Raw genomic sequence first — 25,256 nt, 5'->3', positions numbered from 1 at the left:
GCGCCATATGAACCGGGTAAATTCGATTGTGGCGTCTAAGCCATTACAGTTGACCGATGTCGTCTTGAGGGATGCACATCAATCTATTTTAGCGACTCGCTTACGCATCGATGACATGCTTCCGATTGCACCTCTGCTTGATAAAGTTGGATTTTGGTCGCTCGAGTCTTGGGGCGGAGCGACCTTCGATGCCTGTATCCGTTATTTGGGTGAGGACCCTTGGGATAGGATCCGCGAACTGAAAAAGTTAATGCCCAATACACCTCAGCAAATGTTACTGCGCGGACAAAATCTATTAGGTTATCGCCATTATGCCGATGATTTAGTGACACGTTTTGTCGAACGTGCCCATGCCAATGGTGTCGATGTGTTCCGTATCTTTGATGCGATGAATGATGTGCGTAACCTTGAGATGGCGGTAAAGGCGGTGCGTGATGTCGGTGGGCACGCGCAGGGCACAATTTCCTATACGACGAGCCCTGTTCATACGGTTAATACATGGGTCGATATGGCAAAGCGTCTCGAGGACATGGGCTGCCATTCGCTGTGCATTAAAGATATGGCGGGCCTACTCAAGCCGATGGAAGCCTTTGAGCTTATCAGTCGGTTAAAATCACAAACTCAACTTATGCTTTCATTGCACTGCCACGCCACCACTGGCTTGAGTACTGCGACTTATCAAAAGGCGATAGAGGCGGGAATCGATGTGCTCGATACCGCGATTTCTTCCATGAGCCAAACCTATGGTCATACGGCAACTGAAACTGTGGTTGCCATGGTGGCGGAGACTGAGCGTGAAACTCATTATGAGCTTGCCTTACTTGAAGATATTGCCGCTTATTTCCGTGAGGTGCGGAAAAAGTACGTCAAGTTTGAAGGAGCATTAAAGGGCATTGATTCGCGCATTCTTCGTGCTCAAGTGCCCGGTGGCATGTTGACGAATATGGAGAGTCAGCTCAAAGAACAAGGCGCGGCCGATAAGCTCGATGCTGTGCTGGAGGAGATCCCTAGGGTACGTCAGGATTTAGGTTTTCTGCCTTTGGTTACCCCAACCTCGCAAATTGTTGGCTCACAGGCGGTTATCAACGTACTGATGGGGCAAAGATATCAATCGTTGACGAAAGAGACTGAAGGCGTGTTAAGGGGCGAATATGGCGCCACTCCAGCCCCGGTTAATCCCGAGTTGCAGGCCAGAGTGCTAAACGGCGCGGCGGCGATAACCTGCCGTCCTGCGGATTTACTCGCACCAGAGTTGGACAAACTGCGTGCGGAGTTATTATCAAAGGCGCAGGAGCAGGGTATTAGTCTCGTCTCTGAGAGTAATGAAAAGTCTCTGGACGATGATTTACTCATCTACGCGCTCTTCCCGCAGATTGGCTTACAGTTTTTAAAGCACCGTCACGATCCAACCGCCTTTGAGCCAAAACCTGAACTTGCGCCAGTATCACCTGCTACGCCGCGAGAGGCCGAAACCTATACCGTCACGGTTGAGGGGCAAACTTATGTGGTTGAAGTCGCCGAGGGTGGCGAAATCAGTCAAATCCAAGCTCAAGGGCAAGCAGCACAGCAGCTTGGTCAAGCTAATCCTTCTCAGTCGAGTGCTGCGTCAGTACCTCAAACCAGTGAAGTGAAACTTAAGATGAGTGCGCCCCTATCGGGCAATATCTTCAAAGTGCATGTTGGCATTGGTGACAAGGTGTGCGCCGGCGATGTCGTTATCATCCTAGAGGCCATGAAAATGGAAACCGAAATCCGCGCGCAGGGGGATGGCATTATTACTCATCTCTTTGTGAAAGAAGGGGATTCGGTTGCAGTGGGTTCTCAATTATTGGCCTTAGCCTAGGAGTCGTTATGGATGGTTTACTGGCTTTCTGGGCCGAAACGGGCATAGCCCATTTTACTGCAGGGCAAGCCTTGATGATGGCTGTAGGCGCCTTGCTGTTATACCTTGCGATAATGCGTGGCTTTGAGCCTCTACTGCTGTTACCCATTGGTTTTGGCGCCGTACTGGCAAATATTCCCAACGCGGGTTTCACCGATGAGGGCGGTATGCTGTATTACGCCTACCATGTTGGGATTGAAACCGGGGTGTTTCCACTGCTGATCTTTATGGGGGTCGGAGCACTGACAGATTTTAGTGCGCTGATTGCCAATCCAAAGACCTTGCTACTCGGCGCAGCGGCGCAGTTTGGGATTTTCGCAACCCTAATTGGGGCGATAGCGCTGAATCTGGTGCCAGGCTTTGAATTTACCATGCAGGACGCCGCAGCCATTGCCATTATCGGTGGCGCGGATGGACCAACGGCGATTTTCCTTGCCTCTAAGCTTGCACCTGAGTTACTGGGAGCGATTGCTGTGGCGGCCTATTCCTATATGGCGCTGGTGCCAATTATCCAGCCGCCGATCATGCGCTTACTCACGACTCAAGCCGAGCGTGAGATAAAGATGGAGCAGCTCAGGGAGGTGAGTAAGAAGGAGAAGATCATTTTCCCGCTGATGGTATTGGGCTTAACGATTTTATTCTTACCCGCAGCGACCCCTCTGGTTGGCATGTTTTGCCTTGGCAATCTAATGCGTGAGTCGGGTGTGGTAGATAGATTATCGAAAACGGCGCAAAACGAGCTGATTAATATCGTCACCATTTTCTTAGGTTTGGCCGTCGGTTCTAAACTTTCTGCGGAGCAATTCTTGCGCGTCGAAACCTTAGGGATCTTGGTTCTGGGCGCGTTGGCGTTCGGGATTGGTACCGCTGCTGGGGTGTTGATGGCAAAACTGATGTGCAAATTAACTGGCGGTAAGGTTAACCCGTTAATTGGCGCGGCGGGCGTATCGGCAGTGCCAATGGCGGCAAGGGTGGTGAATAAGGTGGGGTTAGAGGCTAATCACCATAACTTTTTGCTGATGCACGCCATGGGGCCAAACGTTGCTGGGGTATTAGGCTCTGCGGTGGCGGCGGGGATTTTACTGGCTGTGCTTGGCTAAGCTGCGAATTTGGAGGCTAGAGCAAAGCCTATTGTGAACCAATAGGCTTTTAAGCCGTTAACCACAGGAGCAGCATAAGCAGCAAAATCACCGTGCCGCTGATGGCTATTATGTAGATGAAGCCACGTTTTCCTTGCGCCAGCGGTAAACCATTGGCTTTTAAAAACAGTATCCACAGCAAGCAAAGGATAAGCGGGAATAAAAACAGTTTAGTCATGTTTCATTCTACTTTTAGTCAATAAGTGAAGAGTTTAACAGCTTGTTTAGCCGAAAGTCATGGATGTTTTATTCGCAATAAGTGAAATACGGATAATAAAAAAGACCGCATCTATGCGGTCTTTTTTATTGGATAAATCTTTAATGATTTATCGTGAGAGATTAATTATCGGCAATCGCAGCCGTTTGAGCCTCATTGCTGTAGAACTGCTCAACATCAAGCTCATTCTCAGATTTACCAATCACCACGGCGGTCATCATATCGCCTGTGACGTTGGTCGCGGTGCGGATCATATCGATAATACGGTCGATGGCGGCAATAAAGGCGATACCTTCTAGGGGCAAACCAATCACACCTAAAGTAACGGTTAACATCACCATAGCGCTGCCTGGCACGCCTGCTGTACCGACTGAGGCCACAGTGGCTGTAACGGCAATCATCACATAATCTAAAGTGTCGAGTGGAATACCGTAAATTTGAGCGATAAAAATCGCGGCAATTGCAGGGTAAATACCACCACAGCCATCCATGTTCATGGTGGCGCCGAGCGGCATAACGAAGGCGCTATAACGCTTTGAAACACCCATGGTTTCAACCGCTCTGGTACTGGCGGGCAGAGTGCCGAAACTTGAAGAGGTACTAAAAGCCACTAATTGCGCAGGCATGGCCTTACGGAAAAATTGCACAGGGCTTAAGCCCGCGGCAAATTTAACCAGTCCGCCGTAGACAAAAATCATATGGATAAGGGCGGCAATATAGATGGCGGCAATAAATTTACCTAGAGGTAATAGGGTTGATAAACCATATTCACCGACCACCCAAGCCATTAAACCAAATACGCCAATTGGGGTGAGTTTGAGCACCATGCGTGTCAGTTGGAACATGACTTCTGCTCCCGCTTCGATGGTGCGTTTTAGTGGTTCGGCTTTCTCGCCAACCTTGTTGATGGCGATCCCGACTAATGCGGCAAATACAATGATCTGCAGTACTTTTCCATCCGCCAGTGAGGCAAAGGGATTGACTGGGATCATATCGAGCAGCACCTGCGCAAAGCCTGGAATATTGCGCTCACGCACTTCCGTGGTGGCCAGTTGCATTGTGCCGCCCATATCGATAAGCGACCCAACGGCTAAACCAATCAGTGAAGCAACAGTGCCAGTCAGCATAAACATGCCTAAGGTCTTAAGACTTAAGCGTTTGAGATTCGTTTGAGAGCCGAGCGAGGTGATACTGACCACAATCGCACAGAAGACCAGTGGTGCAACCAGCATCTTAATGGCGCTGATAAACAAATCACCAAGCGGTTTAAGTACAGTGGCGGTTTCGCCTAAAAGTACGCCAACGAGCGCACCTAAAATAAAGCCAGCGAGGACTTTTTGCCAAAAAGGAATGCGGCTAATGGTTTGAAGGATCATGCGTTTTCCAAAAATATATCATTACAAGCCCATGGACCTGAGATGCTAGTATGAGTATCCACTTGAAGTGAGTGAACTTATACCAAGCGACGAGTCAGGTACAGGACATTTTTGCCATTAAAGGCATTGTATCGGCTGTGATAGGGTTATAACAAACCGATTTTCTTATAACTTATTGTGATAAATGAGTTTGTTGTGAAATGGTTAGTCGCTACATCCTTTTAACGCTGTGGTAGTTCACTGTTTGATAGCGTGAAAGAGCTGTAATTTCATAGAGTAAGCTTTTATGTCTGAATTAAGCATGATGTTTTCTGGGGCTTTTTTAGCCGCGACCTTGTTACCGGGAGGATCAGAAGTTTTACTGATTGCGTTGCTGAATAAAGCGCCGCAAGCTTGGGCCGCATTAGTGGTGGTGGCCAGTGTGGGCAATACCTTAGGGGCTATGACAAGTTTTTATCTAGGGCGCATTGGCCGGTTTGCAAAGTCCCCCGAGGCCCTAAGTGAGGGAAAGCATGCCAAAGCCTTAGCTCTTATTGAGCGTTACGGTGTTTGGTCGTTATTGTTGTCGTGGGCGCCAGTGATTGGCGATCTATTATGTTTATTGGCGGGGTGGTTAAAGCTTCGGGCGTTCCCCGCATTAGTGATGATTTTGATCGGCAAAACCCTGCGTTACCTTATTGTGGCGGCCGCCACATTGCATTGGTTTAGTTAGTTTTTACACTCGTTGTTCGGTTAAAGGATGATAAGGCTGCAAAGGAAGTCCTTGTATTACTTGGAACTTTGAAGGGCTTAATGAGTCAGAACACATTATTGATACCGAGCATTCTACAGGGGCTAACTTTTTAGCCTATTGATGTATAAGGGGAATACTTTGAAAAAATGGATATTAGCGGTCGCGATTTCCGCCGCACTTGCAGGTTGTGCCAGCCAAACCTCAACTCAATTACCCGCGGGCGTAAAGTTAATTGAAAATGTGCAACTGAAGGACTCTGAAGTCGGTATTCCCTTTAAAAAATATCAGCTTGCCAATGGGCTAACGGTTATTTTGCATCAAGATCATTCCGATCCCTTAGTGCATGTCGATGTGACTTATCACGTCGGCTCGGCCAGAGAACTTGCAGGCCGTTCAGGCTTCGCCCATTTATTCGAACATATGATGTTCCAGGGCTCTGAGCACGTCGCCGATGAGCAACATTTTGAGGTGGTGACCGAGGCGGGAGGCACGCTGAATGGCTCAACCAATACCGATAGAACCAACTACTTTGAGACAGTCCCTAGCAACCAGCTCGAAAAAATGCTCTGGCTCGAGTCTGACCGTATGGGCTTTTTGTTGCCGGCGCTAACCAGCGAAAAGTTTGAAGTACAGCGCGAGACAGTGAAAAATGAGCGTGCTCAACGCATTGATAATCAACCCTATGGCCGAATGAGCGAGCGCTTTAACCAGGCGATGTTCCCAGTCGGTCATCCCTATTCTTGGCCTGTGATCGGTTGGCCAGAGGATCTTAACCGCGCCACAGTGGATGATGTGAAACACTTTTTCCAGCGCTGGTACGGCCCGAATAACGCTACGCTAACGATTGGCGGCGATTTTGATGAGCTGCAAGCCTTAGCCTGGGTAAACAAATACTTTGGCGAAATCCCCCGTGGCCCCGAGGTTCAGCCAGAGCCTAAGACCTTAGTTACGCTCGATAAGACGCGTTATATCTCGATGGAAGATAACGTGCATCTACCGCTGATCCGCATCGGCTTTCCGACTGTGTATGCCAGCCATCCCGATGAAGCCGCGCTGGATTTATTAGCCAATATCCTCGGTGGCGGTAAAACCTCACTCGTTTACAAAAACTTGGTTAAGGACGGTTATGCCGTGCAGGCAAGCGTGAGCCAACCCTGCCAAGAGTTAGCCTGTCAGATGTCGATTTATGCCTTAGCCAATCCGCAAAAAGGCGCGACCTTAGCCGAACTTGAGCAGCGTATTCTCGACTCGATTAATGAGTTTGAGCAGCGCGGTGTGACTGATGATGACCTGCAAAAAGTGAAAGTGCAGTTTGAGGCCGATACCATTTTTGGCCTGCAGAGCGTAAAGGGCAAAGTGTCTATGCTTGCCTTGAATCAGACCATGTTTGGTGAGCCAAATAAGATTGCAGTAGACCTTGCGCGCTACGCCAATGTGACTAAAGACGATGTGATGCGGGTATTTAAAAAGTACATCAAAGACAAGCCCATGGTGGTGATGAGTGTTGTGCCACAGGGAATGACGGCTTTAGTCGCTCATCCGGATAACTTCACCCCTCAAACCTTGCCTGTGGCGGATACGGCTGTAGAGGGGGATTTACCCGCCGCTAAGTTAGTGTCAAGTTTCGACCGCTCCAAAATGCCTGCCTCGGGCGCAGCGCCCGTGCTAAAAGTCCCGACGATTTGGACCACTAAGTTAGCCAGTGGCATCGAAGTGATGGGCACTCAAAGCAGCGAAACCCCGACTGTGGAGTTAGTGATTTATCTTAACGGCGGACACAGATTCGTGCCCGTTGAAAAGGCGGGCCTGGCAAGCTTAACCGCTGAGATGCTGAATGAGTCGACGCAAAAGCGCTCAACCGAGCAGTTGTCGCAGGCGCTTGAGATGCTCGGCAGTACGGTGGACTTTAGTGCCTCCGAAACCCAGAGCATGATTAAGGTGTCGGCGCTTACCGAGCACTTGGATGAAACCTTAGCCATTTTAGAAGAAAAGCTGTTCCAGCCTGCGTTTAACGAGGCCGACTTTGCGCGGGTGAAGCAGCAACAGTTGCAGCAAATTCAGCATATGCAGTCAGATCCTGGCTATGTCGCCAAATCTGCGCTGTATAGCTTGCTCTATGGTAAGAATAACGCTCAAGGCGTTAGCGATGCGGGAACCTTAGATTCCGTTGCTGCGCTGACACTTGCGGATGTGAAGGCGTTTTACGCCGAACAGTACCGTGGGGCAAACGCTAAGATCATTACGGTAGCGAATCTCCCTGAAAGTGCATTGCTACCTAAGCTCGCGGGATTGAGTCAATGGCAAGGGGAGGCGAGTACATTGCCGCCACTCAAGTCATTCCCAGCACTGAAGGGCGGGACTATCTATCTTATCGATAAACCGGGCGCCGCTCAGTCGGTGATTAACATTGCGAAACGTGCCTTACCCTATGATGCAACAGGTAATTATTTTAAATCTTACCTGATGAACTACCCGCTCGGTGGCGCCTTCAATAGCCGTATTAACCTCAACTTACGTGAGAACAAGGGGTATACCTATGGGGCTCGCAGCTCATTCACCGGTGGCGTCGAAGTCGGTGATTTTGTGGCCTCGAGTGATGTGCGCACCGATGTGACGGCCAAGGCGGTAAATGAATTTATCAAAGAGATCAAAGCCTATCAGCAGAATGGGATGACAGACACTGAGCTAGGCTTTATGCGTAACTCGGTTTCCCAAGGGCAAGCATTGGATTATGAGACGCCTTATCAGAAGGCCGGCTTTATGCGGATGATCCAGCGTTACCAGCTGAGCCAAGATTTTACTACCGAGCAGGACAAAATTATAAATACTGTAACAAAAGATGAACTCAATGCCCTCGCGGCTTCCGAGCTAGATATCTCGAAAATGATCATCTTAGTTGTCGGGGATAAGGCTAAAATTGAAGCAGATTTAGCAACTTTAGGCTATCCAATTGAAACTTTAGTATTGTAAATTAGCTTTTCGACCCAATATAAATTGCAGACAAGCTAATTGTGCAGCACAACCTCGCTGCCAGTCTAAAGTATTAACGAGTAAGACGGTGACAGCATTAGCTGTCACCGTCTGCGTTTTATCGCAGAAGAATGTAATTAGGCTTGCCCCACGGACAGGTTTAGATTTATTTTGAGGCGTATTTTGAAAGATAAGCCTCAAAATAAAGGTCTGACTGTTAACCTTGTCGCGATAGCGAATCACCAATCAGAGAAGCGCAAATTGAAGCCATTCAATGAATTAGTACAACATTTCTCGGACGCTCAAGGGCGTGCCGCACTCCTTGGCATGTTACGTGGAATTGAGCGTGAAGCGCTGCGTATCGACGAGTCAGGCTACCTTGCGTTAGATGGTCATCCATTAGAGCTTGGCTCTGCATTAACGCATTCGCGTATTACGACAGATTACAGTGAAGCACTGCTTGAATTTATCACCCCAGTAAACAATCAAGTTGGCCCCCTATTGCAAGGACTCACCGAGACCCATGCCTTTAGCGTGCGTCATTTGCATGGTCAGCGCCTGTGGCCAGTGAGCATGCCATGTTACGTGAAGGATGAGCAGAATATTCCGGTCGCCCGTTATGGCACTTCGAACACGGGTAAGATGAAAACCTTGTATCGCAAGGGCTTAACCTACCGTTATGGCGCCCTGATGCAGATCATCTCCGGGGTGCATTTTAACTTCTCGGTATCGCAAGAATTGTGGCAAAGCCTCTATGAGCTGAGTGATAAAAGCGTGAGCTTTGAGGATTTTATCTCCGAATCTTACTTTGGCCTCATTCGCAATTACCGCCGTTTAGTCTGGGTGTTACCTTACCTGTTTGGGGCGTCACCTGCACTATGTAGCTCGTTTATCAAAGGGCAGAAGACCGATTTACGCTTTGAAAAATCGGGCCGTGGCACCCTGTATCTACCCTATGCGACTTCGCTGCGGATGAGCGATCTGGGTTACACCAATAAAGAGCAGGAAGATCTCAACATCAGCTATAACTCCCTGCCCGAGTATCTAGCAGGGGTGAGAGCCGCGATTAAGATGCCATCGGCCAACTTTGCCAATATCGGCGTGAAGGTGGATGGTGAATATCGCCAGCTCAATGCCAATGTGCTGCAAATTGAAAACGAATTTTACTCGCCTATCCGCGCTAAGCGCGTCACCAAAAGCGGTGAGAAGCCCTCTGAAGCCCTTGCCCGTGCGGGGGTTGAATATATTGAGGTGCGTGCATTAGATGTAAACCCTTTCAGCCCGATTGGGATTGAAGAGAACCAAGTGCGTTTCCTCGACTTGTTCTTACTCTATTGCTTACTAACCGAGTCGCCTAAGTGCGATGCGGCAGAAGAAGCCCGTTTAAGTGCTAACTTAAAATCCGTCGTGCTTGAAGGCCGCAAGCCTGGGCTCGAGTTATTAACCGAGACAGGTACACGCTCACTGCAAACGTGGCTTTTGGATCTGTTTGAGCATTTGGATGCATTGGCCAAATTACTCGATGGTGATAAACAGGAATACCAAGCAGCCTTAGCCCATTGGCGCGAAGCCGTGAATGACCCACAAAAGACCTTGTCAGGGCAAGTCATCCAACAATTAATCACTAACGGCCAAGATCATGGACAATGGGTGATGTCACTGGCGCAGCAATATCACCAATACTTTATGGATTACCCCTTGTCAGCCGAGGTTGTCAGCGATTATCAAGCTGAGGCGCAAGCATCGCTTAACAAGCAAGCGGACATCGAAGCGGCGCAAAGTGCGGTATCCTTTGATGATTATCTGACGGACTATTTCGGGACTTCATCCTAATGAGTCACTATTTTACCGGGCACAAACTTACACTGGCCGCCAGTCTACTTGGGCTGACAGCATTGTTGTCTGGTTGTGCCTCTTCGCCTGAAGATGACTTAAGTTGCGGCACTGTGTCCGGGTATTTACAGCCCGATGCCAGCACCCATTGGTATCGCGTAGTAGTGACCCATCTCAATGGTAAGCCTGTTGTGTCTAAACCTAATTATCAATTGGCGCCGGGGGAATATGAGTTCACTGTCGCCGAGCTGATTGATGATCCTTCCCTTGGGGTTTCCCTCAGTGCGCGTACTCCTAAAACCTTTAAGTTAATGGTGGAAGGGCATCAGCGTTACCATATTGGCGCCTTATTCCACACGGATAAGCGCTATATGGGTAAAGATACCAACTATTGGGAGCCCGGCGTGTGGCAGCAAGAAAACCATGAATGCCAGTTTGATCTCAGCCCTGAAACAAAATAGTCCGATTTAACAATGGATTGTCATTTCTGTTAATGAGTTTGGCCTGATAATAGGCGCTAAGGTGATCTTAGCGCCAAAAACAGGATTGGCGCTTTGCCTCACCCTATGACTGTGCGATGATGGGCCAGTTTTATTTCTTGGGAGAACAAGCGATTAATGAAATGGCTTTCGACAACTCTGTTATGTGCATCCATAGGTTTTCTCTCTGGCTGCGCCACGTCTCCGCCTAAATCTCCCGATAACCTTTGCGATATTTTTCAAGAGCATCGTTCATGGTACGAAGCCGCTAAGGACACCCGTGATAAATGGGGCGTGCCTGTGCATGTACCACTGGCGATGATGTATCAAGAAAGCTCCTTCAAGCATAATGCTGCGCCGCCAATGGAGTACTTTTTAGGGTTTATTCCCATCGGTCGCGCCAGTGATGCCTATGGCTATGCGCAGGCCAAAACCATGACCTGGGATGATTATGTTCGCGAGACGGGAAACAGTTGGTCTTCGCGGAGTAATTTTGATGATGCCATGGATTTTATGGGCTGGTTTATTTACAAGACCAATAAGATCAATGGCGTTTCCAAGTGGGATGCGAGGGCGCAATACCTCAATTATCACGAAGGCTGGGGAGGCTATCGCCGCGGGACTTATAAGTCTAAGGCGTGGCTGGTGAAAGTCGCGGCTAAGGTGGATGACAGGGCTAAGCGCTATGCGGCCCAGTATAAAACTTGTCAGGAGGATTTAGATTCTTCTTGGCTGTGGCGCTTATTCTTCGGCTAGTAATAGATTTATGCGTTCAGGAGCTTATGGTTGATAAGCTCCTAATGTCACTACTGCGCTAATTGGTTATTGGCAGCAATCGCTTCGAGTGCTTTTATCGCTTTCTTCTTACCGCGTTTTTGCTCATACATGGCTTGGTCTGCCAATTTAAATGATTTTGCCCAATCATTGTCGTATGCGGCTATACCCACGCTGAAGTTAAGATTTAAGGATGACTCTTGGTGTAACTTGACGCGCATAGCATCCAAATCGCTTTCAAGCAGCTCTAATGGACCATGGCAGAGGGCGACAAACTCATCCCCCCCGAAGCGCGAGATAATGCCTTTATGCTTCCAATAACTCAGAATGGTATTAGCTACTCGCTTAATGGCCATATCGCCGGCTTGATGCCCATGCTGATCATTAATGGTCTTGAGATTATCCATATCGATAATCACCAAAAAGCTGCCTAGATGAGCCTTAGGTTGCCAATGTTGCAAAGCATCTTCGAAGTTTTTACGGTTATAGAGTCCGGTTAAGTTATCGAAGTTGGCGAGTTTAGTGATTTGCAATGACTTCTGGTACAGGGCAATCGCATTGCTGGCCTCATGGGTGAGAATAGAGACCAGATTGCGGTCGTAATCACTAAAGGCTCCGACACTACTGCTGTCGAGATTAAGCATGCCATAGAGTTTGCCATCGATGCGTATTGGGCTTGAGAGTGTAGAACGTATCGGTTGCTTAGCAGCGGTGAGCAAGATGTGCTGCTCTTCACCGGTGAGCGTACTGGCGGCATTGATGTTTTTCATATCATCCACTACCACCACGCGATCGCATTTGCCCTTAGTGAGTCGATATTCGAAGGATTGCTCGAGGGAAAAATTCAATTGCTTGAGCATGTTAAGATCAAGCCCAACAACGGATTCGAAGTGCAGTTTATGGGTCTCTTCGTTGACTTTGATGATGCTACCCATTTCGGCACCGTTAATGATGCAAACGGCTTTATTCAGCAGTGCATCGAGAAACGCATGTTCATTTTTATACTGGCTCGACAGATGGGCAAGCTCGTAAATGGCGTCGTTAATGCTCACCACTTGCTCTAAGTGTTGCCATAGGCGGGTTAAGCGACCCTGGTGCAGGTAGTAAATAAGGCTGTAGGCAATCACATAGATAAGACAGACAAACAGCAGCGGCAGGATAGTCCAGCCTTCGGTGGGAGCATTAAACACAAACAGTAAGACGAATAATACTATTGGCACTATCAGCAGCAATAGATGATAGCGATAGTCCAAGCGGTCTATGGTTTTACGTTTAAAATTATCCCTTAATTTCACTCGGCAGTTCCTTTGTTCGTGCTCCGGTTAGTCTGCTTTAATCACTACATCACTAACTCATTCACGCTGAGTATGGATAAGTATATAACGAAGATAAAAAAATGACTGATAAGGGAACAAATTTGCTCCCTTATCAGTGGTCTGCGGATCGGTTAGGCTTTAGCGAACTCAGCTAAAATCCACGCGAGTGGCGCTTGGTATTGGCTTGGCATCCAAGTTTGCAGCGCGCTAATGCTGTCTTTTAACACGACAGTATTCGGCACAGAAAGGTTTAAGTGCCCGACTTTACGGCCAGGACGAACCTCTTTGTTGTACCAGTACAGTTCGGCATTAGGCAGGCTTAACCAGCGGGGATCGTTTTCGATACCAATCAAATTGACCATCACGCATTGAAAGTTCACCTGTGGCTGCGGAATCGCAATACCGCACAGGGCTCTTAAATGCAGTTGGAATTGATCCATATGGGTGCCTGCTTGGGTCCAATGGCCAGAGTTGTGTACCCGTGGGGCTAACTCGTTAACCAGTAGCTTATCGCCAACACGGAAACACTCCATCGCCATCACGCCGACATATTCCAGCTCATGCATAATGGCGCTAAGCATGCCTTCCGCTTGGGCTTGCAGGTGATTCAGGCGAGTCAGTGGCGAAATTGAGGCCATCAAAATGCCGTCTTGGTGCAGGTTGAGTGTTAATGGATAAAACACGCATTGACCTTCACGGGTACGTACGCCGACTAAGGAGACTTCTTCATCGAAGTTAATTGCTTGCTCGGCAATGGCCAAGTTACGCCAATCTTGGGGGATCTCTCCCGCTTCGGCTTGTTTTAGCCAATGTTGACCCTTACCGTCGTAGCCACCCGTGCGGCGCTTCATCAGCACGCGAGGACCAAAGGCTTGGTATAGGTTTTCGACGTTGGTCTTATTATCGACGAGTGTCCAAGGCGCGGTTGGGACTTGGATCTGATCGAGTAAGCTTTTTTGGCTGTAACGGTCGGCCAAACGGCTAAATACTGGGCCGTTAACAAAATGAGGATGGGTGCTGAGTTGTAAGCTTAGGGCGGATTCAGGCCACTGCTCGCGTTCGGCGGTGATGATATCCTGAGGTGCCAGCGGCAGGATTTCATCGGTTGGCGTCATGATATCGACGGCGCGAACATCAATAGCCAGAGGTTCGCCCGCATGGGTCAGCATGGCGCCAAGCTGGCCATTACCTAATACCCAAACCTTAGGTTTTGAACTTGCTTGAGTCATTAGGCTTCCCTCGGATCGGGATTGTCCAGCACTGCGCGGGTTTGTTCTTCTCTAAAGGCTTCTAAACGTGTGGCAAGTTCGGCATCGTTATTCGCAAGAATTTGGCAGGCGAGTAGTCCGGCGTTAAAGGCTCCTGCGGTTCCGATGGCCAGAGTGCCAACGGCAATGCCTTTTGGCATCTGCACGATAGACAGTAAGCTATCCATGCCCGACAGCGCTTTGCTTTGTACTGGTACACCTAATACGGGTAAGCGAGTTTTTGAGGCAATCATACCGGGTAAGTGAGCAGCACCGCCCGCACCACCGATAATAATTTTAAAACCACGGTCAGCGGCTCCGGCTGCAAACTCCATCAGTTTATCTGGCGTTCTATGGGCAGATACGACTTCAACATGGTAAGGCACTTGCAGTTTATCCATGATCTCAGCGGCGGCTTCCATTGTGGGCCAATCACTCTTAGAACCCATAACAACAGCAACAAGGGCTTGCATGATAACTCCTTAACTCACTAATTTTAATTATATTTTGACCTTGTATCAGGTCTGGGTACAGTCGATGTCCGCAACCCTTATCAGAGCTGGGAGCATCATGGCGCAGAATAATAGCATGTAAAGCCTGATTTCTGACGTTTTTTGCGCGTAAAAATAGCGCTTTTAGCGTGGATAAAGTGTTCGCTGAATGAGCTTAAATCCCCTGAGACCATTAAAGGTTTCAGGGGACAAGGTATAAGAAGGGTTAACTTGAGGGTGACTGAGTGACAGTCGTGCTTGATTCGAGAATCTGCTCAGGCATAGGCGCTTCTGCCAAGGCTTCGCGCAGGGTGGGATAAAACTTCAGTACGCCCTCAATTGGTTGCACTTTAGCTCTCGCTAGGGTGCGAATAGGCTGGAACTGCAAATCGGCAATGATCAGCTTAGTGTGGTTAAGCTTACATTTATCGATGAGTTTATTGAGCGCCGCAAGACCACCCGCATCGAGAATGGACACCCCATCTAAGTAAAGGACGATGACTTGTTTGTCTTGGGTGAGGCTCGCTATCTCGGCAAAAATTCGATCAGCTGCGGCAAAAAATAATGGGCCGTTAATTTTTATAACCGCCCAGTCAGCGGGTAGGGGTTGATCGACATAGCGCTTATTACTGCTGATATCATAAAGCTTGGTCATCTCAGCAATTTCTTTCATAAACAGCAGTGCGGCTAAGATAATCCCCACACTGATGGCGATCACCATATCGAAAATGACTGTGAGAGAAAAACAGGTTAGAAACACCAAAATATCGCTGGTGGGTGCCGTTTTCAATAAATGCACCGCTTTGGGAGCTTCACTCATATTCCAAGCCACCACCAATAATAATGCGGCCATGGCTGACATGGGTAAGTAGGCTAATACTCCTGCGAGCGCGACTAACCCAACCAAGACCACTATGGCGTGGATCATCGATGCTATCGGACTCTGGGCTCCCGCCTTAACGTTTGCCGCGCTGCGCGCAATGGCCGCCGTTGCTGGGATACCGCCAAAAAATGGGGTAATGATGTTACCTATCCCTTGGCCGAGAAGCTCACTGTTCGCGCTGTGGCGTTTTCCAGTCATGCCATCGAGCACTACTGCACACAGCAGCGATTCAATCGCACCTAACATGGCAATCGCAAAGGCGGCGGGCAGTAAGGCTTGAAAGGTCGCCAGATTAAATTCAAAGGCTTGACCGTTTGCGCCTGTTTGTAACCAAGGCCATTCAAAGTGTGGGAGAACTGCGGGAATACCAGTGCCGAAACTGCCGTCGCTTAATTGATAATGAAAGCGTGTCCCTATGGTTTCAATATCGGCGCCCATGGCATTTAGTACTAGGGCAAGAATACTGCCTAAGGCGATTGCGGGTAGATGGGCTGGTACTGGGATCTTCAATTTAGGCCAGAGTAACATAGTGGCTAAGGTGGCCGCGGCGACTAACAAGCTCGGCAAGTGAAGGCTGGGTAATGCCTGACCTAAGGCCATGATTTTGGAAAAATACTGCTCCGGCATGTGCTCTATATGCAGGCCAAAGAAGTCTTTTAGCTGCAAGGTTGCAATCACTACCCCAATCCCTGCGGTAAAACCTAAGGTAACGGATTCTGGGATGTAGAGGATCAATCGACCCAGTCTTAACATCGCCATGGCGACTAACATCATGCCTGACATCACAGTCGCAATGAGCAGTCCCGCCAAACCAAATTGCTGGGCGATGGGATAGAGTAATACGACGAAGGCGGCCGTTGGCCCTGACACGCTATAACGGGAGCCGCCCGTCATCGCAATGATAAAACCACCGACAATGGCGGTGTATAGGCCATATTGTGGGGCGACGCCACTGGCAATCGCCAGTGCCATTGCGAGCGGAATGGCAATAATCCCGACGGTGAGCCCCGCCAGCAGATCTTGTCCAAAACGTTTAACCGAATACTTATCTTTTACGCACGCCTCGCTAAGGGCGTGGGCAATTCTTAATGAAAACAAATGAGCAGAGTGTGACACGTGTGGGTCCATAAACGCGGCTTGTTACAAGGCTCTATTTTAGAGTCCAGAAAAATGTCCTTGTGTGATCATAGTTGCAAAAGACGGTTAAATGTCTTTGTTTTTGATAAATACTGTGCTTGGTAAAGTGAATGTGACAATTTCTCTTATCAAATAACCCTTTTGTGTCGAAGCTGCGTTTATAGGGATATCCACCATTGAGAACACTTTGATTAGGTAACTGCCATGAGATATCCATCTTCAGTCTTTCGCCATAAAACGCATTTAAGCTTTGTTGTTTCGGGATTAACACTCGCTATTTTGCTCGGCTTGAGTGGTTGCAGTGATAAAGCCGCGGAACAGCAAACCCCTGCAGAATTAGCCGCTCAAGCAAAACTCGTCGCCGAGCAACAGGCGGCGCTTAAACAAAGTGCAGAGCGTCATGAAAGAGCAGAGCGTCAGGCCAATAGGCAAAGAGATGCCGCAATCGCGATGCATGAACAAGCTTCGTCAGCAAAATTGCGGACAATGAGTGCTGAGAGTCGAGCCTATATCGCGCAACCTGCTGCTAGTATCAGTGCGGCGCCCGCGTTAAATGGTGATTGGCCAGGGGCTGTGCCACCCGAGCGCAATCGCTTCGAGAAGCAAGTGCAAAACGGCATCATGGTTGCGGGGGAAATCCCGGTCTCCACCTTTGCAATCGATGTCGATACCGGTAGTTACACGACCTTAAGACGAATGTTGAAGGAAGGGCGATTACCACAGAAGGACACGCTGCGAGTTGAGGAAATGCTGAATTATTTTTCCTATGACTATCAGTTGCCGGGAAAAAATGATGCGCCCTTTAGTGTCACGACCGAGCTTGCTCCATCGCCCTATAACGATGACATGATGTTACTTCGCATCGGTTTGAAGGGATATGAGCAGAGTAAGGCTGAACTGGGGGCCAGTAACTTAGTGTTTCTGCTGGATGTGTCAGGGTCGATGGCATCGCCCGATAAGTTACCTTTGCTGCAAACTGCTTTGAAAATGCTGACTCAGCAATTGGATGCTCAGGATAAGGTATCGATTGTCGTCTACGCCGGCGCCGCTGGCGTAGTGTTAGATGGCGCAGCAGGTAACGATACCCAAACCCTTAACTATGCGTTAGAGCAGCTCAGTGCTGGCGGTTCAACCAATGGGGCGCAGGGAATTCAGCTTGCCTATCAATTAGCACAGAAACATTTTGTTGAAGGCGGTATCAATCGAGTCATTCTCGCGACCGACGGTGACTTTAATGTCGGCACGACCAACCTCGATGAGTTAATCGATTTAGTTAGCATACAGAAACAACAGGGTATAGGGCTCACGACACTCGGCTTTGGCATGGGCGACTACAATGACCATTTGATGGAGCAATTAGCCGATAAGGGCAATGGGCAATACGCCTATATCGATTCTCTCAATGAGGCGAGAAAAGTGCTGGTGGAACAGTTAAGTGCAACCTTACTCACCATAGCGAAAGAAGTGAAAGTGCAGGTCGAGTTTAATCCCGCTCTTGTGGCCGAGTATCGCTTGATTGGCTATGAGAACCGAGCCCTCGCGCGTGAAGATTTTAATAACGATAAGGTGGACGCGGGCGAAATTGGCGCAGGGCATACGGTCACGGCGCTTTACGAGTTGCGTTATGTGGACGCAGGGAATTTGGCCAATGATAAGCTTCGCTATGGTTATAATCCCAAAACGGGCAATGAAAAATATAGCCGCGACGAAATCGCCTTTCTGAAATTACGTTATCAGCTACCGGATGCGACTCAAAGCCAGTTACTGAGTTATCCGATTCGAGCTGAGCAAAGGGTAAAATCATTAGCGCAGGCGAGTGACGATTTTCGTTTTGCCGCTGCAGTGGCTGGTTTAGGACAGTTGCTGAATCAAAGCCACTATTTGCATCAATTTGATTATAATAAGCTTAGTGCGCTCACTCGTTCTGCGCTGGGGGAAGATACCAGCGGTTACCGACATGAATTTATACAACTTGTCGATACCGCTGCGGCACTAGCACAAACACAGCGAGCGCCAATCAAAAAATCCTTTGATGCCGGAGATAGACCTTTCCCGCCCGAGGACAAACTGCATCAGCAATGAGCCAGATAATTATTTTTCAGTTAGTTAACCATTAGGGACCTGCCATGGCCCTAGCGATACCGCAAATGCATGCCCATGAGCATACCGATGAACAGTTAATGCTGCGCTATGCCAAGGGCGATGGCAAAGCGTTTGAGCAGCTTTATCTTAAACACAAAGGCGCTTTGTACCGTTACTTTGTGCGCCAACTCGGTGATAAACAGTTAGCCGAAGATTTATATCAAGAAACCTGGGGACGGGTGATCCGTGCCGCCGCAAACTATGAGCCGAGCGCTAAGTTTAATACTTGGCTCTATCGGATTGCCCATAATCTGTTGATTGACCATGTCAGGGCCGTCAAACCCGTCGACTTAGTCAGCCACGATAACGAGGAAGGGCTAGATACCTTTGTGGGAGCAGAGCAGGAACAACCCGAGGTGCATTGGCAGGAAATACAAAAGAGTCTGTTGCTGAAAACCTGTATTGCCCTGTTACCCCAAGTGCAGAAAGAGGCCTTTATTCTCAATATTGAAATGGGCTTTACCGCAGCTGTGATCAGCGATATTGCCGGGGTGACACTTGAGGCGACTAAGAGCCGCATTCGCTACGCGTATCAAAGCTTAAAAGATTGTGTCAATGCTAAATGGCAGGAGGTTGGCCATGAGTAATTCCACTCTGTCATCGGAAGAAGAGGCACTACGTCAGGAAGTCTCGGCTTGGTATCACAAACAAGCACTGGAAATGCCGCCAGAGAGGCTCGACCAAGATATTTTGCGCCTATCACAGGCCCGCCTAGCTGAAATGAATGTGAGCCAGCTTAAGCCTGTAGCTACGCCCGTGTGGCGCCGTTTTCCATGGGCGTTATCGAGTGCGGCCTCCTTAGTGCTTGTTGTTGGTTTAGTGATCCTTAACCGAGGCCATTTTGAGGAGGAGTTAGTCGCGCCAGCCGCTTTGACTATGAGTGCGCCAATGCCCGCTCAAACTCAGTTAGATAACGCTGCGCAGCAAGCCGAGATGGCGCATCAAGCCAAAGTGGAAGAGGCCGCCACACAAAATCGGCAAAGGGAAGTGATAAAGGCACAGGCTAAGATGTCTGCGCAGGAAAATCAGCAAGTTGAGTCTCGTGCTGCACCACAAATTGCGCGGGCACTGCCGCAGCCAGATCAAGCTGTAATACCTCGTGATGAGGCTTTGATGGAGTATTTAACACGCTTACAAGCCTTGATTGAAGCCAAAGAAACCCAGGAGGCATCTGCCTTAGCGCAAACGCTGCTGAAGCAATATCCTGAGTTGGCAAAAAGCGAAACAGAGCCTGTAATGGTTGATGCTAAGATGATTGCCAAATTTAAAGAATTGCAACAACAGCTTAGTGATTTAAATCCATAATCATCAAGTTACAGTGGGTTAGAGATAGTTGTCCTAACTCACTGTCAGTGCTCACTATTGTGACATAAAGATGTTTTGCCTATTAATATTGCCTTTTTTACAGACTCTCGTGTTAATTACTTGATCATGGTCATAAAGTGAACAGGAATTCGCCTGTTATATTGGAGATCGATAAACGACTTGACTAGTATCAATAGTCAGAGCCCAATTTCAGGAGGCGATATGCTTAAAAGACTCATGCATGATCATAAACATATAGCAGTTTTATTGAATGTCTTGAAAAACAAGCAGATGAAATTAGCTGAAGGCGAGGCGATTAATTTTATCGTGGTTCGGGACATAGTAGAGTATATGCAAGGATATGCTGAGCGTAGCCATCATCCTGTGGAAGACATTATCTATGCTTATTATTTGGCAAATAAGGCAAATGATGAAATTGATAAGCTTAGCGCCGAGCACCAAGTGGTAACCGCGGCCTCCTCGGCATTAATGAATACCTTGAATTTGATCCTGAGTGACATAGTAGTCGCGAGAGATAAATTGGTGGCTGATTTTGCCGAATATGTCGACCTGCAAGAAAAGCATATGCAAATGGAAGAGCGGGAAATCTTCCCGTTATTGGCTAAAACCTTAACTGATAAGGATTGGCACCTTATTGAGCAACAATGCCAAGCCTCGTTAATCGATGATCCGTTATTCCTAGACCGTGAGCAACAGGCCTTTGATGAGCTGCGTTCTTATCTCAGGACAGCTGAGTAGATGAGTGTAGAAACAGAAAAAGCGCCATTGGCGCTTTTTCTTTATATGCTGTTTATCAAACAATGGGTTACAACTGGATAGCGTCTATATCGTAATCAAAGTTGTTATCAATCTCTTGAAGTTCCTTGAGTAAACGATGTTTGTCCTTTAACGCTTCAATTTCTCGCCACTTACGCTTTTTATTGGAGCCTCGCGAGCGATCGGGTCTTTCTACGACTTCATCTAGCGCACAACCATAATCTAAACGATCCATGGTAACCTCCTGTTGTTGTATGTTTTGTCAGCGATTAAATAACATATTTTCAAAACAGGGTGCAAGAATTATGTTTCATTTGTGTTAACTTGAAATGAAGTTTGAATGATATGTCATTGATCTTCGCGAGAGCGCTAGAGGAAGTTGTGAGCGAATATTTTAGGTTTATTAATAAGATAAAATAAAAAAGCCAGCGATTGCTGGCTTTTTGTTCGATCAGATTTTACCCTGTCGATATAGGTTAATTAACCCATTGCTTGAGGCATCTAAGGCGGTGGCGTCTTGCTCGGCGCCGATGCGGGCGAGGACGTCATTACCTAAGCTTTTTCCGAGTTCAACACCCCATTGGTCGAAGGAGTTGATATCCCAAATGGCGCCTTGGACAAAGGTTCTGTGCTCATAGAGCGCAATCAGTGCACCTAAGGTTTCAGGAGTCAGCTTATCCATTAACAGCGTGTTGCTTGGCTTATTGCCTGGCATGACTTTGTGTTTGGCGATAAGTAACTTCTCTTCATCACTTAAGTTGCTCTTGCTCAATTCGGCCAGTGCTTCATCCAAGGTACGGCCTTGCATGAGTGCTTGGGTTTGTCCGAAGCAGTTAGAGGCTAACTGATCATGGTGCTCTCCGATAGGATTATGGCTTTGCAGCGGCATAATGAAATCGGCAGGGATTAATGCGGTACCTTGATGTAGCAGCTGGTGGTAAGCGTGCTGACCGTTTGTGCCTTCGCCGCCCCAAATTACAGGACCCGTGCTGTAATCCACATGAGTACCATTGAGCGTGACCGATTTACCATTACTTTCCATATCCAGTTGTTGGAAGTAAGCGGGAAGTCCGCGTAGGTAATGATCGTAAGTCAGTACCACATGGCTCTGGGCATTAAAGAAATTGCCATACCACAGAGAGAATAAGCCCATGATGACGGGCATATTTTCGGCCAGAGGCGCATTGGCAAAATGGGTATCCATTTGGTGCGCGCCCTTTAATAGGGAGCGGAAGTTATCCATGCCGATAAGTAAAGCGATGGGTAAGCCAATGGCTGACCAAAGTGAATAACGACCACCAACCCAATCCCACATCGGGAAGATATTGTCGGCATCGATACCAAAGTCAGTCGCTTTTACCACGTTAGAGGTCACGGCAACAAAGTGCTTCGCCACATCAGACTGTGAACCACCTTTGGCTAAGAACCACGCCTTGGCAGTTAAGGTATTGGTCAGCGTCTCTTGTGTACCAAAAGACTTAGACGACATGATAAACAGGGTGGTTTCTGGATCGAGCAGCTTAAGTTTTTCACTGATCGAGGTGCCATCTACGTTGGCGACAAAATGGCAATTGAGACCTGTTATCCAGTAAGGGCGTAATGCTTGGGAAACTATCTTAGGGCCAAGGAACGAACCACCGATACCAATGCTGACGATATCGGTAATAGTTTTGCCAGTGAAACCTTTCCATTGTCCAGAGGTAACTGAAGTGACAAATTGCTGCATCTTGTTCAGCGTTTGCTGTACTTCAGGAACGATATCTTGACCCTCGGCAATGATGGTTTGCTCGGCGGTGCTGCGCAGTGCGGTATGCTGCACGGCACGTTTTTCGGTGGTGTTAATAATATCACCAGCAAACATCGCCTTGATTTTAGCGTCAAGCTTTGCCTCTTGCGCCAGTGTCAGCAGCAAGTTGAGTGTCTCTGGTGTCGCTCTATTTTTTGAATAATCTAAAAATAAGCCACAGGTAGAAAGCGACATATTGCTAAAGCGTGCAGGATCGCCTGCAAAGAGTTCCCGCATATGCGGGATCTGCTGGCTATGCGCGGCTAACGCTTGCCAAGTTGTGCTTTGGGTCAAGATAGTCATCGAATCGTCTCCGAAGATACTTAGTTTGCCAGTTTTGCCTTGAGCATGACTTCGAGTTTGCCTTGGTCGATGGCGAAGTTGCGGATACCTTCTGCTAACTTGTCGACAGCCATAGGATCTTGGTTGAAGTCCCAGCGGAATTGCGCTTCGGTTAAAGGCTCACCCGCAGCAACTGTGGTGCTGGCAGGAAGCAGTTTAGGCTGAATAGCAACTTGAGAGTTTGCCAGCTCTTCGAGTAATGAAGGGCCAATAGTCAGGCGGTCACAACCCGCTAATTCGATGATTTCACCGATATTACGGAAACTTGCGCCCATGACGACCGTGTTATAGCCATGCTGTTTGTAGTAGTTGTAAATTTCAGTCACAGAAACGACACCTGGGTCATTTACTGCGTCATAGTCTTTACCTGTGTCTTTTTTGTACCAATCGAGTATGCGGCCAACGAATGGAGAAATTAAGTACACGCCAGCTTCAGCACAGGCACGCGCTTGAGCGAAGCTAAATAGTAGGGTTAAGTTACAGTTGATGCCTTCTTGCTCTAACTCTTTGGCGGCACAAATGCCTTCCCAAGTTGAGGCTAATTTGATCAGAATGCGAGATTTATCCACGCCAGCTTCTTGGTATAGACGTACTAGTTTGTGCGCTTTCGCAATGGATTTTTCTTTATCGAAGGACAAGCGGGCATCGACTTCAGTTGAAATACGGCCTGGAACCAGTTTCAGAATTTCCACGCCAATGTTCACGGCAAGTTTGTCGCTGGCATCATCAATCTGTTGCTCAATATCAGCACTTTGTAATTTAGCCCATGCGATAGCATTGTCGATTAGAGCGCTATACTCGGGGATTTGAGCCGCTTTTAATATGAGTGATGGGTTGGTCGTTGCGTCTTCTGGCTGATAGCGTTTGATCGCTTCAATATCGCCAGTATCGGCCACAATCGTAGTGTATGACTTGAGTTGCTCTAGTGTATTTGCCATGAAAAACATCCTTCTCAGATAGCGGTCTAAACTCAGAAATGAACTGATGACTATTAGAAGCGATTTTGCCAACTTTTCCAACCATCAATGTAAAAAAATTACAAAAATGGTAAAACTATATCGTATTAGCGCGAAAAGCTGTGATTGCATTACAACGATTAGCTAAGCATCATCAGATTGCATAGTGTAGATGTTATAAAAATAAAAAGTCGCTGCAAGCAGCGACTTTTTTATTCTTAAGAGTGCAATTACTTCAGAACAGGCTGTTTTTCAGTAGTTGTCACGATAGCTTCGATGCGACGGTTAGCTGCATGAGCTTCTTTAGAGTCACCAGCCACTAATGGCTTAGTGATACCGTAACCGTTAGAAGTTACACGGCTTTGGCTGATGCCATATTTTTCAACAAGGATCTTAGCAACAGCGTCAGCACGCTTGTCAGACAGAACCATGTTGTATTCTGGTTTACCTACGTTAGAAGCGTGACCCGCAATTTCAACAGTGAATTCTGGGTTCTTGTTCATGTAGTTAGCCAGTCTTTCGATGTCTTTGTAGTACTCTTTCTTCACTACTGCAGAATCGTTAGCAAACTGGATAGAACCTACATCTTCTTGCTTCTTAACGTTTTCGTAGATAGTACAGCCAACAGAGTCAACTTTGTGAGTTGCTGGAGTTGCTGGGCACTGATCTTTATCGTCGTAAACACCATCGTTGTCAGAATCAACTGGGGTTGCTGCAACAACGGCCGCTGCCACTGGTGCTGCCGCGGCAGTACCAAAACGGTAGCTTAATTCTAAGCCCCAGTAGTTGCTGTCTGCATTTACTGGAACGATCGCACTGGCACCAGCGTTATCGTCTAAGTTTTCATAGCGACGGTATTTAGCTTGTAACTTCAGGTTATCAGTGAAGTTATAGCCAACACCCGCACCGAAGTAAGGTGCGAAGTCGTTTTCGCTGTAAGAACTAGATACGCCACCAACGCGTTGGTTGTTTTCTAGGGTGTAGTACATTGCGCCAGCTTCAGCAGACAGACTCCAACGGTTACCTAGTGGCCACACGCCCACTAAGCCAAGAGTTGCACCTTTTACATCTGCATCATTGCCAATGCCTGCATAGGTCCAATCTGCACTACCTAGATCACGATAGCCGATTTCAGCACCAAAGTAGTCATTAAACATATAGCCTGCGAAGATGTCCCATGCGTATGGGTTGTCATCGCCGTTGTCAGTTGCAATGTGTTCATAGTTATTAACGCCTAAACCTGCACCAACATACCAAGGTGTTAGCTCTTGAGATGCACTGGCAGCAAGTGGAAGCATTGATGTAAGCAAAACTACTTTTAATGTATTCTTCATCATTTTCTCTAAGTCCATTGTTTATGATTCTCCACCAATATGCTTTGCAGGTTTTATGCAAAACATTGCTAGCACTTAGTGTGGGGATCCTTTGGTATTGTAGCCAGCGATTAATTATCACTGCATTTGTTAAATTT

The 25,256-nt window shown here is 47.9% G+C and carries 21 protein-coding genes; 11 read left to right on the top strand and 10 right to left on the bottom strand.

The window, feature by feature from the left end; genetic code table 11:
• Positions 1-7 precede the first annotated feature (7 nt).
• Both oadA and K0H59_RS15975 read left to right on the top strand, forming a co-directional pair.
• On the top strand, positions 8-1,843 hold the full coding sequence (oadA, locus tag K0H59_RS15980; protein WP_220053677.1) for a sodium-extruding oxaloacetate decarboxylase subunit alpha: 1,836 nt from the start codon (positions 8-10) through the stop codon (positions 1,841-1,843).
• A gap of 8 nt (positions 1,844-1,851) precedes the next feature.
• Positions 1,852-2,982 (top strand): sodium ion-translocating decarboxylase subunit beta, encoded by a 1,131-nt coding sequence (locus K0H59_RS15975; protein ID WP_220053676.1) that lies wholly within the window; start codon positions 1,852-1,854, stop codon positions 2,980-2,982.
• A gap of 49 nt (positions 2,983-3,031) precedes the next feature.
• Here the strand turns inward: K0H59_RS15975 and K0H59_RS15970 are convergent, their stop codons facing one another.
• The gene (locus tag K0H59_RS15970; protein ID WP_011623730.1) at positions 3,032-3,199 is read right to left on the bottom strand and encodes a hypothetical protein; all 168 of its coding nucleotides are present in this window, start codon (positions 3,197-3,199) and stop codon (positions 3,032-3,034) included.
• Between the two features lie 161 nt (positions 3,200-3,360).
• Entirely contained in the window at positions 3,361-4,614 is a 1,254-nt protein-coding gene (locus K0H59_RS15965) for a dicarboxylate/amino acid:cation symporter (RefSeq protein ID WP_220053675.1), read from the bottom strand.
• Between the two features lie 286 nt (positions 4,615-4,900).
• Between K0H59_RS15965 and K0H59_RS15960 the strand changes: the two genes are divergently transcribed.
• From K0H59_RS15960 to K0H59_RS15940, 5 genes are all read left to right on the top strand, one after another.
• Positions 4,901-5,326: a YqaA family protein gene (locus tag K0H59_RS15960; RefSeq protein WP_220053674.1), complete on the top strand. Its 426-nt coding sequence runs from the start codon at positions 4,901-4,903 to the stop codon at positions 5,324-5,326.
• A gap of 141 nt (positions 5,327-5,467) precedes the next feature.
• A complete protein-coding gene (locus K0H59_RS15955) occupies positions 5,468-8,317 on the top strand; it encodes a pitrilysin family protein (protein ID WP_220053673.1) in 2,850 nt (949 codons plus the stop codon).
• Between the two features lie 183 nt (positions 8,318-8,500).
• The gene (gene gshA, locus K0H59_RS15950) at positions 8,501-10,150 is read left to right on the top strand and encodes a glutamate--cysteine ligase (RefSeq protein WP_220053672.1); all 1,650 of its coding nucleotides are present in this window, start codon (positions 8,501-8,503) and stop codon (positions 10,148-10,150) included.
• The gene (locus K0H59_RS15945; RefSeq protein WP_220053671.1) at positions 10,150-10,611 is read left to right on the top strand and encodes a hypothetical protein; all 462 of its coding nucleotides are present in this window, start codon (positions 10,150-10,152) and stop codon (positions 10,609-10,611) included. Before gshA ends, K0H59_RS15945 begins: the two co-directional genes overlap by 1 nt.
• A gap of 156 nt (positions 10,612-10,767) precedes the next feature.
• Positions 10,768-11,385, top strand: a complete 618-nt coding sequence (locus tag K0H59_RS15940) for a hypothetical protein (protein ID WP_011626978.1) — start codon at positions 10,768-10,770, stop codon at positions 11,383-11,385.
• A 50-nt stretch (positions 11,386-11,435) separates the two neighbouring features.
• On the opposite strand, the gene K0H59_RS15935 is transcribed toward K0H59_RS15940, so the two are convergent.
• The 4 genes from K0H59_RS15935 to dauA form a co-directional block, all read right to left on the bottom strand.
• Positions 11,436-12,698 carry a sensor domain-containing diguanylate cyclase gene (locus K0H59_RS15935; RefSeq protein ID WP_220053670.1) on the bottom strand — a complete coding sequence of 421 codons (1,263 nt, stop codon included), beginning with the start codon at positions 12,696-12,698 and terminating at the stop codon, positions 11,436-11,438.
• A 152-nt stretch (positions 12,699-12,850) separates the two neighbouring features.
• A complete protein-coding gene (gene purK / locus K0H59_RS15930) occupies positions 12,851-13,948 on the bottom strand; it encodes a 5-(carboxyamino)imidazole ribonucleotide synthase (RefSeq protein WP_220053669.1) in 1,098 nt (365 codons plus the stop codon).
• Positions 13,948-14,439: a 5-(carboxyamino)imidazole ribonucleotide mutase gene (gene purE, locus K0H59_RS15925; protein WP_220053668.1), complete on the bottom strand. Its 492-nt coding sequence runs from the start codon at positions 14,437-14,439 to the stop codon at positions 13,948-13,950. The genes purK and purE overlap by 1 nt, the downstream gene beginning before the upstream one ends.
• A gap of 244 nt (positions 14,440-14,683) precedes the next feature.
• Complete coding sequence (gene dauA, locus K0H59_RS15920) at positions 14,684-16,456, bottom strand: C4-dicarboxylic acid transporter DauA (RefSeq protein WP_220053667.1); 1,773 nt, start codon at positions 16,454-16,456, stop codon at positions 14,684-14,686.
• Positions 16,457-16,681: 225 nt separating this feature from the next.
• Between dauA and K0H59_RS15915 the strand changes: the two genes are divergently transcribed.
• From K0H59_RS15915 to K0H59_RS15900, 4 genes are all read left to right on the top strand, one after another.
• Positions 16,682-18,559 carry a VWA domain-containing protein gene (locus K0H59_RS15915; protein ID WP_220053666.1) on the top strand — a complete coding sequence of 626 codons (1,878 nt, stop codon included), beginning with the start codon at positions 16,682-16,684 and terminating at the stop codon, positions 18,557-18,559.
• Positions 18,560-18,603: 44 nt separating this feature from the next.
• Complete coding sequence (locus tag K0H59_RS15910) at positions 18,604-19,206, top strand: sigma-70 family RNA polymerase sigma factor (protein WP_220053665.1); 603 nt, start codon at positions 18,604-18,606, stop codon at positions 19,204-19,206.
• Complete coding sequence (locus tag K0H59_RS15905; RefSeq protein ID WP_220053664.1) at positions 19,199-19,924, top strand: hypothetical protein; 726 nt, start codon at positions 19,199-19,201, stop codon at positions 19,922-19,924. Before K0H59_RS15910 ends, K0H59_RS15905 begins: the two co-directional genes overlap by 8 nt.
• A 222-nt stretch (positions 19,925-20,146) precedes the next feature.
• Positions 20,147-20,683 carry a hemerythrin domain-containing protein gene (locus tag K0H59_RS15900; RefSeq protein ID WP_011717974.1) on the top strand — a complete coding sequence of 179 codons (537 nt, stop codon included), beginning with the start codon at positions 20,147-20,149 and terminating at the stop codon, positions 20,681-20,683.
• 67 nt (positions 20,684-20,750) lie between these two features.
• On the opposite strand, the gene K0H59_RS15895 is transcribed toward K0H59_RS15900, so the two are convergent.
• The 4 genes from K0H59_RS15895 to K0H59_RS15880 form a co-directional block, all read right to left on the bottom strand.
• Positions 20,751-20,936: a DUF3545 family protein gene (locus tag K0H59_RS15895; RefSeq protein WP_007650190.1), complete on the bottom strand. Its 186-nt coding sequence runs from the start codon at positions 20,934-20,936 to the stop codon at positions 20,751-20,753.
• Positions 20,937-21,152: 216 nt separating this feature from the next.
• Positions 21,153-22,790, bottom strand: a complete 1,638-nt coding sequence (pgi, locus tag K0H59_RS15890) for a glucose-6-phosphate isomerase (RefSeq protein ID WP_088210418.1) — start codon at positions 22,788-22,790, stop codon at positions 21,153-21,155.
• A gap of 20 nt (positions 22,791-22,810) precedes the next feature.
• Complete coding sequence (gene tal, locus K0H59_RS15885) at positions 22,811-23,767, bottom strand: transaldolase (RefSeq protein ID WP_039978392.1); 957 nt, start codon at positions 23,765-23,767, stop codon at positions 22,811-22,813.
• A 248-nt stretch (positions 23,768-24,015) separates the two neighbouring features.
• Positions 24,016-25,137: an OmpA family protein gene (locus tag K0H59_RS15880; RefSeq protein WP_176399850.1), complete on the bottom strand. Its 1,122-nt coding sequence runs from the start codon at positions 25,135-25,137 to the stop codon at positions 24,016-24,018.
• Positions 25,138-25,256: the final 119 nt, after the last annotated feature.

The organism is Shewanella sp. FJAT-51649 (assembly GCF_019457435.1).
Taxonomy (GTDB): Bacteria; Pseudomonadota; Gammaproteobacteria; order Enterobacterales; family Shewanellaceae; genus Shewanella; species Shewanella mangrovisoli.
Note: the sequence above shows the minus strand (reverse complement) of the source record. Positions and strands in the feature narration are given on the sequence as shown.

Bases quoted from the DNA above. Each gene is read 5' to 3' on its own strand.
- oadA (WP_220053677.1), top strand. From the start codon at position 8: ATGAACCGGGTAAATTCGATTGTGGCGTCTAAGCCATTACAGTTGACC.
- K0H59_RS15975 (WP_220053676.1), top strand. From the start codon at position 1,852: ATGGATGGTTTACTGGCTTTCTGGGCCGAAACGGGCATAGCCCATTTT.
- K0H59_RS15970 (WP_011623730.1), bottom strand. From the start codon at position 3,199: ATGACTAAACTGTTTTTATTCCCGCTTATCCTTTGCTTGCTGTGGATA.
- K0H59_RS15965 (WP_220053675.1), bottom strand. From the start codon at position 4,614: ATGATCCTTCAAACCATTAGCCGCATTCCTTTTTGGCAAAAAGTCCTC.
- K0H59_RS15960 (WP_220053674.1), top strand. From the start codon at position 4,901: ATGTCTGAATTAAGCATGATGTTTTCTGGGGCTTTTTTAGCCGCGACC.
- K0H59_RS15955 (WP_220053673.1), top strand. From the start codon at position 5,468: ATGTATAAGGGGAATACTTTGAAAAAATGGATATTAGCGGTCGCGATT.
- K0H59_RS15945 (WP_220053671.1), top strand. From the start codon at position 10,150: ATGAGTCACTATTTTACCGGGCACAAACTTACACTGGCCGCCAGTCTA.
- K0H59_RS15940 (WP_011626978.1), top strand. From the start codon at position 10,768: ATGAAATGGCTTTCGACAACTCTGTTATGTGCATCCATAGGTTTTCTC.
- purK (WP_220053669.1), bottom strand. From the start codon at position 13,948: ATGACTCAAGCAAGTTCAAAACCTAAGGTTTGGGTATTAGGTAATGGC.
- purE (WP_220053668.1), bottom strand. From the start codon at position 14,439: ATGCAAGCCCTTGTTGCTGTTGTTATGGGTTCTAAGAGTGATTGGCCC.
- K0H59_RS15915 (WP_220053666.1), top strand. From the start codon at position 16,682: ATGAGATATCCATCTTCAGTCTTTCGCCATAAAACGCATTTAAGCTTT.
- K0H59_RS15910 (WP_220053665.1), top strand. From the start codon at position 18,604: ATGGCCCTAGCGATACCGCAAATGCATGCCCATGAGCATACCGATGAA.
- K0H59_RS15905 (WP_220053664.1), top strand. From the start codon at position 19,199: ATGAGTAATTCCACTCTGTCATCGGAAGAAGAGGCACTACGTCAGGAA.
- K0H59_RS15900 (WP_011717974.1), top strand. From the start codon at position 20,147: ATGCTTAAAAGACTCATGCATGATCATAAACATATAGCAGTTTTATTG.
- K0H59_RS15895 (WP_007650190.1), bottom strand. From the start codon at position 20,936: ATGGATCGTTTAGATTATGGTTGTGCGCTAGATGAAGTCGTAGAAAGA.
- pgi (WP_088210418.1), bottom strand. From the start codon at position 22,790: ATGACTATCTTGACCCAAAGCACAACTTGGCAAGCGTTAGCCGCGCAT.
- tal (WP_039978392.1), bottom strand. From the start codon at position 23,767: ATGGCAAATACACTAGAGCAACTCAAGTCATACACTACGATTGTGGCC.
- K0H59_RS15880 (WP_176399850.1), bottom strand. From the start codon at position 25,137: ATGGACTTAGAGAAAATGATGAAGAATACATTAAAAGTAGTTTTGCTT.